At 65.7% G+C, this 14,019-nt stretch carries 13 protein-coding genes; 7 read left to right on the top strand and 6 right to left on the bottom strand.

Features of this window, described 5'->3' with window-relative positions; all coding sequences use genetic code 11:
- Positions 1-8: 8 nt before the first annotated feature.
- The gene (locus tag BLR26_RS19420; protein ID WP_093384362.1) at positions 9-1,352 is read right to left on the bottom strand and encodes an iron-containing redox enzyme family protein; all 1,344 of its coding nucleotides are present in this window, start codon (positions 1,350-1,352) and stop codon (positions 9-11) included.
- 158 nt (positions 1,353-1,510) lie between these two features.
- On the opposite strand from BLR26_RS19420, the gene BLR26_RS19425 reads away from it, so the two are divergent.
- The gene (locus BLR26_RS19425; RefSeq protein ID WP_093384366.1) at positions 1,511-2,233 is read left to right on the top strand and encodes a GNAT family N-acetyltransferase; all 723 of its coding nucleotides are present in this window, start codon (positions 1,511-1,513) and stop codon (positions 2,231-2,233) included.
- On the opposite strand, the gene BLR26_RS19430 is transcribed toward BLR26_RS19425, so the two are convergent.
- Positions 2,230-3,117, bottom strand: coding sequence for a LysR family transcriptional regulator (locus BLR26_RS19430; protein ID WP_093384371.1), 888 nt, complete (start codon positions 3,115-3,117; stop codon positions 2,230-2,232). The genes BLR26_RS19425 and BLR26_RS19430 overlap by 4 nt on opposite strands.
- A 111-nt stretch (positions 3,118-3,228) precedes the next feature.
- Between BLR26_RS19430 and argC the strand changes: the two genes are divergently transcribed.
- The 3 genes from argC (at position 3,229) to BLR26_RS19445 (ending at position 8,493) form a co-directional block, all read left to right on the top strand.
- Positions 3,229-4,161 carry an N-acetyl-gamma-glutamyl-phosphate reductase gene (gene argC / locus BLR26_RS19435; RefSeq protein WP_093384376.1) on the top strand — a complete coding sequence of 311 codons (933 nt, stop codon included), beginning with the start codon at positions 3,229-3,231 and terminating at the stop codon, positions 4,159-4,161.
- A gap of 179 nt (positions 4,162-4,340) precedes the next feature.
- Positions 4,341-6,992 carry an excinuclease ABC subunit UvrA gene (locus BLR26_RS19440; protein WP_045201271.1) on the top strand — a complete coding sequence of 884 codons (2,652 nt, stop codon included), beginning with the start codon at positions 4,341-4,343 and terminating at the stop codon, positions 6,990-6,992.
- Positions 6,993-7,050: 58 nt separating this feature from the next.
- Complete coding sequence (locus BLR26_RS19445) at positions 7,051-8,493, top strand: SulP family inorganic anion transporter (RefSeq protein ID WP_093384381.1); 1,443 nt, start codon at positions 7,051-7,053, stop codon at positions 8,491-8,493.
- A gap of 6 nt (positions 8,494-8,499) precedes the next feature.
- Here the strand turns inward: BLR26_RS19445 and BLR26_RS19450 are convergent, their stop codons facing one another.
- Positions 8,500-9,351, bottom strand: coding sequence for a CAP domain-containing protein (locus tag BLR26_RS19450; protein WP_093384386.1), 852 nt, complete (start codon positions 9,349-9,351; stop codon positions 8,500-8,502).
- A 134-nt stretch (positions 9,352-9,485) separates the two neighbouring features.
- Between BLR26_RS19450 and BLR26_RS19455 the strand changes: the two genes are divergently transcribed.
- Entirely contained in the window at positions 9,486-10,100 is a 615-nt protein-coding gene (locus BLR26_RS19455) for a cell wall hydrolase (protein ID WP_093384391.1), read from the top strand.
- A gap of 1 nt (position 10,101) precedes the next feature.
- Here the strand turns inward: BLR26_RS19455 and BLR26_RS19460 are convergent, their stop codons facing one another.
- Positions 10,102-10,797 (bottom strand): DUF1963 domain-containing protein, encoded by a 696-nt coding sequence (locus BLR26_RS19460; RefSeq protein WP_093384395.1) that lies wholly within the window; start codon positions 10,795-10,797, stop codon positions 10,102-10,104.
- 25 nt (positions 10,798-10,822) lie between these two features.
- Complete coding sequence (locus BLR26_RS19465; RefSeq protein WP_093384399.1) at positions 10,823-11,413, bottom strand: TetR/AcrR family transcriptional regulator; 591 nt, start codon at positions 11,411-11,413, stop codon at positions 10,823-10,825.
- A gap of 89 nt (positions 11,414-11,502) precedes the next feature.
- On the opposite strand from BLR26_RS19465, the gene BLR26_RS19470 reads away from it, so the two are divergent.
- Entirely contained in the window at positions 11,503-12,102 is a 600-nt protein-coding gene (locus tag BLR26_RS19470) for an NAD(P)H-dependent oxidoreductase (protein ID WP_093384403.1), read from the top strand.
- A gap of 6 nt (positions 12,103-12,108) precedes the next feature.
- Here BLR26_RS19470 and BLR26_RS19475 read toward each other — a convergent pair whose 3' ends face one another.
- Positions 12,109-12,618: an RrF2 family transcriptional regulator gene (locus BLR26_RS19475; RefSeq protein ID WP_045201334.1), complete on the bottom strand. Its 510-nt coding sequence runs from the start codon at positions 12,616-12,618 to the stop codon at positions 12,109-12,111.
- 192 nt (positions 12,619-12,810) lie between these two features.
- Here BLR26_RS19475 and BLR26_RS19480 point away from each other — a divergent pair, with 192 nt between their 5' ends.
- Entirely contained in the window at positions 12,811-14,016 is a 1,206-nt protein-coding gene (locus BLR26_RS19480; RefSeq protein WP_093384407.1) for an NAD(P)/FAD-dependent oxidoreductase, read from the top strand.
- Positions 14,017-14,019 lie beyond the last annotated feature (3 nt).

A 14,019-nucleotide genomic window follows, 5' to 3' on the forward strand; every position in this document is an offset into this window, starting at 1 on the left:
AGCCTCCGTTACTGATTGAGCCCAGTCATCTGCGCGTATTTGCGCGTCGCCGCCAGGCCCTGGGGCAAGGCGTGACGAGCCCCGGCCATTTCGCTGATCAGGTAGGCGATCCGCGCCTGCGGCGGCAGGTCATGGAGCTCGCGCTCAAGCGCGCTCACCAGCGCCTCGTCGTGCATCGACACCTCGGCCTTGGCCGGCCCGTGACGAGGGCGGCGCGGCTGCCAGCTGAGCGCGATCCAGTCATGCAGCAGCTGCTTTTCATAGGGGCTGAAGACGCCGAACATCGCTGCTGCCGGGCCGTCGATCAGTTGCCAGAAACGGCTGTCGGCCGGGTCCTGGCCGCGTTTGATCCAGCCCTTCTCCTGCAGGGCGGCGAGAAACCCCGCAATGCTGCCGGGCTCGGCCAGCCACTGGTTGACCGTGCGTCCTTCGATACGGCAGTAATCGGAATGCATGTGCTGGCCAAAACTGCGCTTGCGCTCGAAGGCGACCAGCAGCTCGGCTTCGAGGTCAAACTCGGCAATGATCGTCGCTGAGCCCGGGCCCAGGTCGTTGAGCCGATAGCCTCGCGCCACCCGCCGATAGAACTCGCTGGCACCCTGCGCCGGCCACAGTTGCATCAGTGCCTGCACCGCCTTGCAGGCGTGGCCGCTGCTGGCGTTGTCGATGGTCACGTGCAGGCGAAAGTACTGCGGGTCGATGCCCAGTTCGTCCAGCTCGTAAGCGCTGATCAGCAAATGCAGGGGCAGTTGCTCATAGCCCAGGTTGTAGCCGATCACTTCGGGCAGGAACGCCTCGGTGTTGAAGCCCAGCGCCAGTTGCAGCGCACCTTGCAGGTAGCGGTCGTCGCCCAGCGGCAGCTGCTCATGGCAGCCCAGTTCGCTGAGCAGGCGCCGGTAGATCAGCACATGGTTGCAGGCCGGGTCGCCATCACCGAGCTCTTCCAGGTAGATGCGGATCAGCCCGTGGTAGCGCGGGTCGGCCCAGTGCCTGAGCATGCCGAACAGCCAGGCACCATCCACCGCCTTGGTCGGGGCGACGTGCTGGAGAAAATACAGCACATGGGCGCGGTTGCTGAAGTAACGCCGGGCAGCGCCGGCTTTGCGCTCGGCCAGGTACTGGGCGTATTGCCCGGCCACGGCAGCAGCGCGCTCGGCGGTCCATTGGCCGAGTTCGACGGGGTTGGCCGGCAGTTCATCAGGCAAGGCCTCAGCCTGTTGCAATTGCTCGCCGAGCCAGGCGGCGCTGTCGCTCAGCTCGCCCTGCAACAGAGCGTGATAACGCGCTGCATGGCCTGCTCGGCTATCGATGACATGCGGGTCAAGCACGGGTGCGGCGGTCATCACGGTCATGGCGGCAGCCTTCGGCAGTCGGGCGAGAAGTGCCCTCTATGCAAGGGAGCGGTGCGCCGCAACTGAAGTTCAGATCATCTGCGCGGCAAAGGGACGGATGGCAGGCCGGCGCGGTAGAATCGCGCCATTGCCGTTTTTGCCTGGAGTCACCCCTGCCGATGCCCGCCCTCCACCACTTCGTCGCGCCGCCCGCCGAGCCGATCAAAAGCCAGATCCTGCAGATGGTGGTCGACTACCTGACCGACATCAGCAGCGTCGCCCTGGCGCCGAGCAACCCGCTGTACAGTCTGTACCAGTACGGCATCGGCTTCGAAGTGCACCTGTACCTGCAGGCAATGGACGGCTCGCGCGGCATCCCGGTCGAACTGATCGTGGCCCTGGACCTCGACGACCCGGAGCAGGTGGTGGGCTTTTTGCTGTACCTGCCGCTCAAGGATGACCCGCAGGCCTGTTCTGTGGCCTACCTGGCCGTACACGCCAGCCACCGCCGCCAGGGGATTGCCCGGGCCATGCTGGCACAGATGACCGCGCGCTACCCGCAGGCCGAGCTCGGCTGCGTCGCCAGCAAGGTGCCGGTGTTCGAGGCCCTGGGCTTTCAGGTCACTGGCGCGCGCGGCCCACAGGTGTTGATGAACACCCACGCCGAGCCCAGCGCCGGCATAGCGGCGGTGCTCGACGTAGCACCGATCTACCGCACCCTGGAGGTGCAGCAGATCCACAGCTACCTGCTCAAGCAACACGGCAAGCGGGCGATGGTCGATGCCGAGAAACAGCGCGACCGCCACCTCGACCAGCTCAGCCGCAAAGCCCGGGCCCTGGCCCTCGAGCGCCTGGGTCAAGGGCCGTGGCTGGAGGGCGGGCGCGGGCTGCGGCTGGTCTAGTTTTTCACCGCCTGGCTCATCAGCACCTGCAGCACCAAGGCGGTGCCCTGCTCCACCTCGCCCTGGCGGCAGGCGATGCCCAGGTGCCGCCACAGGCCCGGGCGCAACGGGCGCATGCAGATCCGCGGGTCATGCTCCGGCGCTGCCGATTCATGGGGCAGCAAGGTCGCGCCATAGCCCGCCGCCACCAGGCTTTTTACCGCGTCGTTGTAGTTGAGCTGGATTCGCGCTGGCGGCTGCAGGCCGGCGCTGGCAAACCATTCGCTGGTCACCCGCGACAGCTGGGTGCTGCTGTCGTTGAGAATCAGCGCCCGGCTGGCCAGCCACGCTGGGCTGATCCGCGCCGGCGGTGACCAGCTGGCGGGAATGAACGCCATGATCGGATCGCGCCGCCACGGGCGAATCTGCAGGCCCTTGATCGCTGCTTGCGGCAGCGCCACCAGGCCGATGTCGAGGCTGCCGTCGTGCAGGCGCGCCAGCGACTCGCTGGAGGTGAGCACCTGCACCTGCACATCAATGCCAGGGTGCTGCACGCCGAGGATATCCAGCGCCTGCGGCAGCAAATGGGCGATGGCACCGGTGGAAGCGCCCAGGCGCACCCGCCCGGCCAGGCCCTGGACCTGGCGCTGCACATCATCGAGCGCCTGTTCGGCATCGGCCAGCAGGCGCCGGGCGCGTTCTAGCAGGGTTTCACCGATGGCCGTGGGGCGGATCTGCCCGCGCTTGCGCGACAGCAGCGGCGCACCAATGCGCGCCTCAAGGTCGGCAACGTGCAGGCTGACTGTCGGCGGCGCCAGGTTGAGCGCCCGCGCCGCCAGGGCAAAGGAGCCGAGGTCGGCGATCACCACCAGGGTACGCAGCCGGTCGAGGCTGATCTCGCGCATGGGCTTATCGTTCAGAAAAAATGAAGTTGAGCATCATGATATTCAAATTTTCTTTCGTCCAGCCGCAGGTGAAGATGGCTGCACATTTGTCACCTATGTACGAGAGCCCCCATGCACCAGCCCCTGGTTTTTATCGACGGCGACCAAGGCACCACCGGCCTGCAGATCCACGCCAGCCTCAACGCTCGCAACGACCTGCGCCTGCTGACCCTGCCGGCGGGCGAGCGCAAGAACCTGCACCTGCGCGCCGAAGCCATCAACAGCGCCGACGTGGCGATCCTGTGCCTGCCCGATGACGCCGCCCGTGAAGCGGTGGCGGCCATCGTCAACCCGCAGGTGCGGGTGATCGACGCCAGCTCCGCGCACCGCACCACCCCGGGTTGGGTGTATGGCTTGCCGGAGCTGGATGAAGAGCAGGCCGAGCGCATTGCCCAGGCCAAGCGGGTCAGCAACCCAGGCTGCTACCCGACCGGCGCCATTGCCTTGTTGCGGCCATTGATTGGCGCAGGCCTGGTGCCAGCGGACTATCCGCTGACGGTGAACGCGGTATCGGGCTATTCCGGTGGCGGCCGGGCGGCGGTCGAACGTCATGAAGGGCCCGATGCACACACAGCCCAGGGCGTGCTGGTGTATGGCCTGCACCTGGACCACAAGCATGTGCCGGAGATCCAGCAGCATGCCGGTTTGTCGCAGCGGCCGGTGTTTGTGCCCAGCTATGGCAGCTACCGCCAGGGCATCGTCCTGACCATCGCCCTGCAGACCCGGTTGCTGCCGGCGGGCGTGAGCGCCGCGCGGTTGCAGGCGTGCCTGGCCGAGCATTACCACGGCGCCCGTTACGTGCAAGTGGCGCCGCTGCAGTCGGGCGCCTCGGCAGTACAACTGGACCCGCAAGCAGTCAACGACAGCAACGACCTGCACTTGGCGGTGTTTGCCAATGAAGAGCACGGCCAGGTATTGCTGACGGCGGTGTTCGACAACCTCGGCAAAGGTGCGTCGGGGGCGGCGGTGCAGAACCTGGAGCTGATGCTGGCGGCGATGGGCTGAGTAACGGGGCTGCTAGGCCAGTTCCCACAGGTCTGGTGCACACAGGACTATTGTGGCAGCCGGCCTTGCCGGCGATGGAGCGCGAAGCGGCCCCTCATTTGTTTGAAAATCGACGGCACTGGCGCCATGCTCGGCGGTCTGCCACTTACGCGGATCGCTCAGCAGGGAAGAATATCGTCATGTGTGCAAAACCAGTAGTCAGTGCCAACCCCGCCGGTTGTGTGCGGGTGCGCGGCGCCCGTGAGCACAACCTGAAGAATGTCGACGTCGACATTCCCCGCGATGCGCTGGTGGTGTTCACCGGGGTGTCGGGCTCGGGCAAGTCGTCGCTGGCGTTCTCCACCTTGTATGCCGAAGCCCAGCGTCGCTATTTCGAATCGGTGGCGCCCTATGCGCGGCGCTTGATCGATCAGGTCGGGGTGCCGGCAGTGGATTCCATCGAAGGCCTGCCGCCGGCGGTGGCCCTGCAGCAGCAACGCGGCACGCCCAGCGCGCGCTCGTCGGTCGGCAGCGTCACCACCCTGTCGAGCCTGATCCGCATGCTCTACTCGCGCGCCGGCAGCTACCCGGCCGAGCAGCCGATGCTGTTCGCCGAAGACTTCTCGGCCAATACCCCGCAAGGCGCCTGCGCCGAATGCCATGGCCTGGGCCGGGTGTTCGATGTCAGCGAGGCGTCGATGGTGCCCGACCCGTCGTTGACCATCCGCGAACGGGCGGTGGCGTCCTGGCCCATGGCCTGGCAGGGGCAGAACCTGCGCGACATCCTCGTGACCCTCGGCTATGACGTCGACATCCCCTGGCGCGACCTGCCCCAGGCGCAGCGCGACTGGATTCTCTTCACCGAAGAAACCCCGACGGTGCCGGTGTACGCCGGCCTGACCCCGGCGCAAACCCGCCAGGCGCTCAAGCGCAAACTCGAACCCAGCTACCAGGGCACCTTCAGCGGTGCCCGGCGCTACGTGCTGCACACCTTCACCCATTCGCAAAGTGCGCTGATGCGCAAGCGCGTGTCCGCCTTCATGCGCGCCAGCCCCTGCCCGGCCTGCGCCGGCAAGCGTCTGAAAGCCGAGGCGCTGACGGTGACCTTTGCCGGCAAGGACATTACTGAGCTGTCGCGCCTGCCACTGCTTGACCTGGCCGAACTGCTCAAGACCGTCGCCAATACCGATTACCTCAAGCAGCCTGAAGAAGCCGGCGCTGTGCTCAGCCACGCGCAAACCCGACAGGCCCGCGAGCAACGCGCCGCCCGCGGCGACAACCCCCATGAAGGCGGTGCGGATGTGCGCCACACGCCCAACCTGTCGGTGGAAAAACGCCTGGCTGCGCAGCGCATCGCCGCCGAGTTGCTGGAGCGCATCAGCACCCTGATCGACCTGGGCCTGGGTTACCTGGACCTGGAACGCAGCACACCGACCTTGTCGTCGGGCGAGCTGCAACGCCTGCGCCTGGCCACCCAGCTCAACTCGCAGCTGTTCGGGGTGATCTACGTGCTCGACGAGCCCTCGGCCGGGCTGCATCCGGCTGATAGCGAAGCGCTGTTCACGGCCTTGCAGCGGCTCAAGCAGGCGGGCAACTCGGTGTATGTGGTCGAGCATGACCTGGACACCATGCGCCGCGCCGACTGGCTGGTGGACGTCGGCCCGGACGCCGGCGAGCACGGCGGCCAGGTGCTGTACAGCGGCCCGCCGGCAGGCCTGGCCAAGGTCGAGGCCTCGCGCACCCGCACTTACCTGTTCAACGAAAATCCCCCCCAGGTTCGCCCGCCGCGCACGCCCCAGGCATGGCTGCAACTTGAAGGCGTCACCCGCAACAACCTCGAGCAACTGGCGGTGGCCTTCCCGCTCGGCTGCTTCAGCGCGGTCACCGGGATTTCCGGCTCGGGCAAATCGAGCCTGGTCAGCCAGGCGCTGCTCGACCTGCTCGGCGAGCACCTGGGCCAGGCCCGCAGTCAGGAGGATGTCGCAGAACAGAGCCTGGAAGACCCACCCGAACAAACCAGCGACGGCTGGATCAGCGCCGGCCTTGAGCATATCCGCCGCCTGGTGCCGGTGGACCAGAAGCCCATCGGCCGCACGCCGCGCTCGAACCTGGCGACCTACACCGGCCTGTTCGATCACGTGCGCAAGCTGTTTGCGGCAACGCCCGATGCACAAGCCCAAGGTTTCGATGCCGGGCAGTTCTCGTTCAACGTCGCCAAGGGCCGCTGCGAGACCTGCGAAGGCGAAGGCTTTGTCAGCGTCGAGCTATTGTTCATGCCCAGTGTCTATGCGCCCTGCCCGACCTGCCATGGCGACCGCTACAACCCCCAGACCCTGGCCATCACCTGGCAAGACTTGAACATCGCCCAGGTACTGCAACTGACCGTCGACCAGGCCAGCCAGCGCTTTGCCGAACAGCCAGCGATCAGCCGCGCCCTGCGGGTGCTGCAGGACATCGGCCTGGGTTATTTGCGCCTGGGCCAGCCGGCCACCGAGCTGTCGGGCGGCGAAGCCCAGCGCATCAAGCTAGCCACCGAGCTGCAACGCCTGGCCCGCGGCGCCACCCTCTACGTGCTGGACGAACCCACCACCGGCCTGCACCCGCAGGACATCGACCGTTTGCTGGTGCAACTGCAGCGCCTGGTCGAGGCCGGGCACACGGTGATCGTGGTCGAGCACGACATGCGCGTGGTGGCCCAGAGCGACTGGGTGATCGATATCGGCCCCGGGGCCGGTAGCGCCGGCGGCAAGGTGGTGGTCAGCGGGCCGCCAGCGCAGGTGGCGGCGTGCAAGGACAGCCACACGGCGGGATTCCTCGCCAGGGCGCTGGCTTGCGATCGGCAAATTACGTAGCATCCTGCGCTTTTTGCCCCGGCAGCACCCCGCTGCCGGGCCGCTCTTCAGGTAAGTCATGAGAACAACCCCGCTACGCGCCGATGTCCTGGCAGGACTCACCACAGCCTTCGCCCTGGTGCCCGAGTGCATCGCCTTCGCCTTGGTGGCGCACCTCAACCCGTTGATGGGCCTGTATGGCGCCTTCATCATCTGCACCCTGACCGCCCTGCTCGGCGGGCGCCCGGGGATGATTTCCGGCGCGGCCGGGTCCATGGCCGTGGTCATCGTCGCCCTGGTGGTCACCCACGGCGTGCAGTACCTGCTGGCGACGGTGCTGCTCGGCGGGCTGATCATGATCGCCTTCGGCCTGCTGCGCCTGGGCAAACTGGTGCGCATGGTGCCGTATTCGGTGATGCTCGGCTTCGTCAACGGCCTGGCGATCATCATTGCCCTGGCCCAGCTTGAGCACTTCAAGGCCGATGGCGCCTGGCTCAGCGGTGCACCGCTGTACCTGATGCTGGGGCTAGTGGCCCTGACCATGGCGATTGTCTACCTGTTGCCGCGCCTGACCCGCAGCGTGCCGCCGGCGTTGATCGCCATTCTCGGCGTCGGTGCCGGCGTCTACCTGCTCGACCTGCCGACCCGCACCCTCGGCGATCTTGCCCACATCGCCGGCGGCCTGCCGGCCTGGAGCTGGCCGCAGGTGCCGTGGAACCTCGAGACTCTGCAGGTCATCGCCCCTTATGCGCTGCTCATGGCCCTGGTCGGCCTGCTGGAAACCCTGCTGACCCTGAACCTCACCGATGAAATCACCGAGACCCGCGGCCACCCCGACCGCGAATGCGTAGCCCTGGGCGTGGCCAACATGACCAGCGGGCTGTTCGGCGGCATGGGCGGTTGCGCGATGATCGGCCAGACCGCCATCAACCTGAGCTCCGGCGGCCGAGGGCGGCTGTCGGGAGTGGTTGCCGGGGTGATGATCCTGATGTTCGTGCTGTTCCTGTCTCCGCTGATCGAGCGCATTCCGCTGGCAGCGCTGGTCGGGGTGATGTTCGTGGTGGCCCAGCAGACCTTCTCGTGGGCGTCGTTGCGGGTGCTGCACAAGGTGCCGGTCAACGATGTGCTGGCGATCATCGCCGTGACCCTGGTCACGGTGTTTACCGACCTTGCCACTGCGGTGCTGTGCGGCATCGTCATCGCCGCGCTCAACTTTGCCTGGCAGCAGGCCCGTGAGCTGTATGCCGACAGCCACGACGAGAGCGACGGCAGCAAACTGTACAAGGTCCACGGCACCCTGTTCTTCGCCTCGACCACGCCGTTCCTCAACCAGTTCGACCCGGCCAATGACCCGCCTCAGGTGACCCTCGACTGCCGTCACCTGAACGTTGTCGACTACTCGGCGATCGCCGCGCTCAAGACCCTGCGCGAGCGCTATAGCAACAACGGCAAGCACCTGCGCGTGGTGCACCTGTCCGAACGCTGCAAGCAATTGCTCAAGCGCGCCGGGCTTGAGCACTAGGGCGGTTTACGGCGCGCCGAACATCGCTGTCCAGTAGATCCCGGCGTCGCTTTTGGGGTCGACCGCATAAGCTGCGCCCAGCTCGCTGAACTGCGGGTTCATCAGGTTGGCGCAGTGGCCGGGGCTGGCCAGCCAGCCATCGACCACCTTGCGCGGGGTGTCCTGGCCGGCGGCGATGTTCTCGCCGACCTGCTGGCCGGCATACCCGGCAAGCTCGGCGCGATCCCCCGGAGTGCGACCGTCGCGGTCCTTGTGATCGAAGAAGTTGTTGTTGGCCATGGCCCGCGTGTGGCTTTCGGCGGCGCCGGCCAGGGTAGTGTTCCAGGCCAGCGCCGTGGTCGCATTGAACGCTTGGCCGCCGCACTGGCGGGCCTGGCTACGCGCTGTGTTGATCATCTCCAGGACCTTCTGCCCTTCGGCCTGCCAGTCGCCCAGGCGCCCGGCCAGCAGCGGCCGCGCCAGCACGATGCGCCAGTCGCGGCCCTCGCGGCTGACGCCGACATCAACGAACTGCGGGTCGAGTACCACCTGGCAGAAGCTTTCGCGCACCGCCTGCATCGCCGCCTGCGCATCGCGCGGCCCGGACAGGCTGATGGCCTGGACGTTGACCATCGGGTAGCTGTTTTGCGCCAAAGCCTCGCGCAGGTCGCCCATGCTGTTGGCCGGCAGCATCAGGCGCGGGTCGATGGCCAGCGGCGGCAGCTCCATCGACCCCTGGCCTGCGCAACGCTGGGCCTGGCTGCGGTAGGCGTTGATCGACTCGATCAGCTGCGACTCGTCGCTGGCCTGGGCGGTCACGCTAAACGCCAGGCCCAGCGACAACAACGCCAGCGATGCAACAGGTGAAGTGACGCGCATGGAAATCTCCCTTGAACGGACTGCGTAGATGATGCCCGAAGTTGCCCGTCGTCTGACAGCGGGAATGTTTTGAGTTCCTTGCGGTCGATCCAGTAACGGGAAGTTCCACTCCCAGGCCAATCAAAGGTTCGAGCATGCGCCTGCTAACAATTGCAACTTGCCTGGTACTGACGTTTTCCAGCGCCCTGACATTGGCGGCCGACTCCAAGGCCCAGGTGGCCGAAGAAAAAGCCCAGGTGCTGGAGCAAAAAGCTGCCAGCAACCCCGATGCCCCACCCGCGCCCAAATCCCAAGCCATCACCAAGACCGAAGTCCAGGCCGTCGACCCGGCTGGTGCAGCCGCGCTGGATGATGCCATCACCTGCCTGGCGCGCAGCATCTACTGGGAGTCCAAGGGCGGCGAATCAGCCGACATGGAGGCGGTGGCCAATGTGGTGATGAACCGGGTTGGCCACGCGGGCTTTCCCGATTCGGTCTGCGGCGTGGTCAAGCAGGGCTCGGAGACCGGCGCCTGCCAGTTCTCCTGGTGGTGCGATGGCCGCTCGGACGCTGTTCAGGAAGAGGTGCGCTACACCCTGGCCAAGGAAATAGCGCGCAAGGCGCTTAACAAACAACTGCCGGATCGCACCGGTGGCGCCCTGTACTTTCACGACCGCCATGTGCGCCCCGACTGGTCGAAGACCTTTGCCCGAACAGCCGAGACCAGCGAGTTTCTGTTCTACAAGCCGCGCAACGGCGAGTCGCACTAGCTCAATAGAAGTCGTAGTAGATCGTCCACTCGCCGCTGTCGCGGTGCTTGAAGAACATCAGGCTGCCGCTGTCGATCACGTTGAGGTTGATCTTGGCATCGGATGAGACCTGGAAGACGAACTCAAAGCCGTCGCCCGGGTCCACGCCCGACTGACAGAACGACGGATAGCCGCCAATCTTGTGCTCGTAGGCGTGGGTGATGACCTCGTAGTAGCACTCGATGTCCCCTGCCTGTTCGAGCTTGACGATCTCGGTGACCAATTCATCCGGCACACCGCCGCCGTCCCACAGCGGATAGTCCTCGGCGAGTTTTTCAGCGCGCAGCGGGAAGGCCTTGAGAAAGGAGTTGGCGACCGGCAGGTCCTTGCGCACCAGCTCGTCGTCGGCGCGGTATTCGCGGATCAGCCAGTTGTTGCCCATGGGCTCGAATTCATCCGGGAACGGGTAACCGACGAACAGGGTGAGAACGCGGATGTCCTTGAGCAGCGGGCTGCTGAACGGCAGGCTCGGCAGGTGGAACTGGGCCACGGGCAACAGGGGCTCGCCAGCGGCGTTGGTCGGTACGCCTTCGTCTGGGCCGTAGAGGAACACCCGGCCGAGCCAGCTTTCTTCATCGCTGTTGGTCGGGCGAAAGCCGCCGGCAAAAAAGCGCGTGGCGGGTTTGGCCAGGCGTTGTTTGATTGCTTCAATGTCCATATTTTCATCCTTGTCGCGATGCAATTTAACTGCGCAGCACCATCGCCTTGATGGTTTCGAACAATTCGCGCTGCGCCTGCTCGGCGCTAATTTCAGCATTCGCCGCCGCATGCGACAACGCCTCCGCCGCGCCGATCATCGCCCGCAATCCGGCCACGGCAATCGCGCCGCTGGCACTGAACGGCGCCAGCAGCGCCCGGCATTTTTCCATGAACACTGCCTCGTACTCGCGCTTGATCTGTTCAAGCTCTGGCGAGCTGGCCAGCGCAGCAATCACTCCGGGTATCTCCCGGCCCTGGGTCAACACGCAGTCGACGTAGCAATTGGCAAGCACTGCAGCGCTGCTCTCAAGCGTCGGCTCGCACGCGGCCAGGGCGGCGTCCATCACCGCAGTCTGGCGCTCGTCGTAACACTGGTACAACGCCGCCAGCAAGCCTGAGCGGGTACCAAAATGGTCATACACCACCGGCTTTGTAACCCCGGCCAATTCCGCCAGTCGGCCCAGAGTCAGCGCCTCGGTACCCTCTTCGCGGACCAGGCGCCAGGCCACCTCCAGCAGTTGTTGCTGACGGTCTTCGCGCGACAGACGCCGACGAGGTTGCGGATCGCTTGACATGCTTACCTACCAAAAGTAACTTACCAAAAGTAACTTACGCCCAGCTTACAAGTTTCACCCTTTCCCCGCAATCTGCAGGAGCCCTTGCCATGCACGCGCTTGTTGTTGTCGCTCATCATGACCCGCAGTCACTCACCCACAGCCTGGCCGCCAAGGTGGTCGAAGGCCTGGCACAAAACGGCCATAGCGCCGAGCTCGCCGACCTGTTCGCCGAAGGTTTCAACCCGGTGTTCGCCGCCGCCGACCACGCGGTTCACCAACGCACTGCAGCGCCTGGCGCCGATGTGCTGGCCGAGCAGGCGCGCATCGACCGCAGCGATGCGCTGGTGCTGGTGTTTCCGGTGTATTGGTGGTCGATGCCGGCGCTGCTCAAAGGCTGGATCGACCGGGTATTCAGCAATGGCTGGGCGTTCGACTTCAGCACCGAAGCGCCGATGGTAAAAATGCTGGGCCGCTTGAACGTGCACCTGGTGGGCGTTGGCGGCGCCGATGCGGCAACCTTCAGCAAGCATGGCTACGGGCAGGCGATGAAGACCCAGATCGATCACGGCATCTTCGATTATTGCGGCGCCCGCGTGGTGAGCTCGACCCTGCTGCTGGAATCGGAAAGCGCCGACCCCGGCGCCCACCTGCAGCGCATGTTCGAGCACGGCCGCAGATTGTTCGCCGAGGTCGCCGAACCCGCCTGAAGCGCCTTACTTGCTGTCGCGGCGCTCGTTGATCCACTTCACCACCTGGGTGGAAAACTCCGCCGGTGCCTTGCGCCCCAGGCGCCGCGACAGGTCGAGGATAGTCTGCTGGGCCAGGGCTTCTTCCATGCGTTTTTGTGCGGTGAGCATCACCGCGTGAATGGCGCAGGTGCCATCGATGGCCCAGGCCGGCGGCGCGCCGTCGAACAGCGTGCAGCGGTCACGCACGTCGCGACAATCAAAGATCGCCTTGTGCCCGTCGATGGCCGTGACGATATCCAGCACGGTGATTTCATCCGCCGGCCGGGCCAGCCGGAAGCCACCCCGCACACCCTCGGTGGCCACCACCAGCCTGGCCTTGGCGAGCTTGGTAAAGACCTTGGCCAGGTATTCATGGGGCACCCCCTGCAGCTCGGCCAGGTCACGCACACTGGCTTCCCGGCTTTCGCCCAGGTCGTCGACCAGAAACAGCAGGCAGTGCAAGCCGTACTCGACGCCGGCGCTATACAGGGACATGACCATCTCCGACTTTATTTGTCGCCAATACTAGCAGTTCATCCTGAGCACCAGCAAATCCAAGGCTTAACGCATAGGCGTTAAGAAAATGCTTGCGTCATTTAACTACGACCAATACAGTCGGAGTTATCCGGTGCGGGCAACAACACCCTGCGTCCGGCAAACAACAGCCCTTTTTTCTCGGAGCAGAACATGAAACAGCACATCCTGATCATCGGCGCCGGCTTCGGCGGTATGTGGAGCGCCCTCAGCGCCAGCCGCCTGCTGGACCAGCACGGGCGCAACGATGTCACTGTCAGCGTGCTCGCACCGCAAGCCGAACTGCGCATCCGCCCGCGCTTCTACGAAACCGCTGTGCAGCAGTTGAAAGCGCCGCTGGCCGAGCTGTTTGCCGCGGTGGGGGTGAACTTCATCCAGGGCGCGGTGGACCAGATCGATGTGGCCGAAAAGCGCGTCGGCTACCGCGACGGCCAGGGCCGCCCGCAGGTGCTGGGCTACGATCGGCTGGTCATGGCCAGCGGCAGCGGTGTGGTCCGCCCAGCGCTGGCCGGGCTTGAGCAGTACGCCTTCGACGTCGACCAGATCGAATCGGCCAGCCGCCTGGAGCAGCACATCGAAGCCCTGGCCCAGCGGCCTGCGTCAAAGGCGCGCAATACCGTGGTAGTGGCCGGCGGCGGCTTCACCGGCATCGAGACCGCCACCGAAATGCCCGCCCGCCTGCGCGCGGTGCTCGGCGAGGATGCCCAGGTGCAGGTGATCATCGTCGATCGCGGCAACAAGATCGGCGCCGCCCTGGGCGAAGGCATCAGCCCGGCGATCATCGAAGCCTGCACGGCGCTGGGGGTGGAGTGGCGCCTGAATGCCTCGGTGGCTGGCGTCGATGCCGACGGCGTGACCCTCGCCGACGGCCAGCGCATCGAGGCCGCCACCGTGGTCTGGACCGTCGGCGTGCGCGCCAGCGCCCTCACCGCACAAGTCCCGGGGCAACGCGATGGCCATGGCCGCCTGCATGTCGATGACAACCTCAAGGTCATTGGCCAAGAGCATGTATTCGCCACCGGTGACGTGGCCTACGCCGCCACCGACGACCTGGGCAACCACGCCTTGATGACCTGCCAGCACGCCATCGCCCTGGGCCGCCACTCGGGCAACAACGTCGCCGCCGACCTGCTTGGCGTCGAGCCGACGCCATACCGCCAGCCCAAGTACGTCACCTGCCTGGACCTGGGGGCCTGGGGCGCGGTGTACACCGAGGGCTGGGAGCGTGAGGTGAAGCTGATCAAGGACGACGCCAAAGCCCTCAAGCAGCAGATCAACTCGGTGTGGATCTACCCGCCCGCAGCCGATCGGGCGGTTGCCCTGGCGGCGGCCGATCCGCTGATTCCGGTTGTGGCCTGAACG

The sequence above is a fragment of the Pseudomonas sp. UC 17F4 genome, from assembly GCF_900101695.1.
GTDB lineage: Bacteria > Pseudomonadota > Gammaproteobacteria > Pseudomonadales > Pseudomonadaceae > Aquipseudomonas.

What these genes read in the sequence shown, in the direction of transcription:
- BLR26_RS19420 (WP_093384362.1), bottom strand. Translation starts at nt 1,352, where the DNA reads ATGACCGTGATGACCGCCGCACCCGTGCTTGACCCGCATGTCATCGAT.
- BLR26_RS19425 (WP_093384366.1), top strand. Translation starts at nt 1,511, where the DNA reads ATGCCCGCCCTCCACCACTTCGTCGCGCCGCCCGCCGAGCCGATCAAA.
- BLR26_RS19430 (WP_093384371.1), bottom strand. Translation starts at nt 3,117, where the DNA reads ATGCGCGAGATCAGCCTCGACCGGCTGCGTACCCTGGTGGTGATCGCC.
- argC (WP_093384376.1), top strand. Translation starts at nt 3,229, where the DNA reads ATGCACCAGCCCCTGGTTTTTATCGACGGCGACCAAGGCACCACCGGC.
- BLR26_RS19440 (WP_045201271.1), top strand. Translation starts at nt 4,341, where the DNA reads ATGTGTGCAAAACCAGTAGTCAGTGCCAACCCCGCCGGTTGTGTGCGG.
- BLR26_RS19445 (WP_093384381.1), top strand. Translation starts at nt 7,051, where the DNA reads ATGAGAACAACCCCGCTACGCGCCGATGTCCTGGCAGGACTCACCACA.
- BLR26_RS19450 (WP_093384386.1), bottom strand. Translation starts at nt 9,351, where the DNA reads ATGCGCGTCACTTCACCTGTTGCATCGCTGGCGTTGTTGTCGCTGGGC.
- BLR26_RS19455 (WP_093384391.1), top strand. Translation starts at nt 9,486, where the DNA reads ATGCGCCTGCTAACAATTGCAACTTGCCTGGTACTGACGTTTTCCAGC.
- BLR26_RS19460 (WP_093384395.1), bottom strand. Translation starts at nt 10,797, where the DNA reads ATGGACATTGAAGCAATCAAACAACGCCTGGCCAAACCCGCCACGCGC.
- BLR26_RS19465 (WP_093384399.1), bottom strand. Translation starts at nt 11,413, where the DNA reads ATGTCAAGCGATCCGCAACCTCGTCGGCGTCTGTCGCGCGAAGACCGT.
- BLR26_RS19470 (WP_093384403.1), top strand. Translation starts at nt 11,503, where the DNA reads ATGCACGCGCTTGTTGTTGTCGCTCATCATGACCCGCAGTCACTCACC.
- BLR26_RS19475 (WP_045201334.1), bottom strand. Translation starts at nt 12,618, where the DNA reads ATGTCCCTGTATAGCGCCGGCGTCGAGTACGGCTTGCACTGCCTGCTG.
- BLR26_RS19480 (WP_093384407.1), top strand. Translation starts at nt 12,811, where the DNA reads ATGAAACAGCACATCCTGATCATCGGCGCCGGCTTCGGCGGTATGTGG.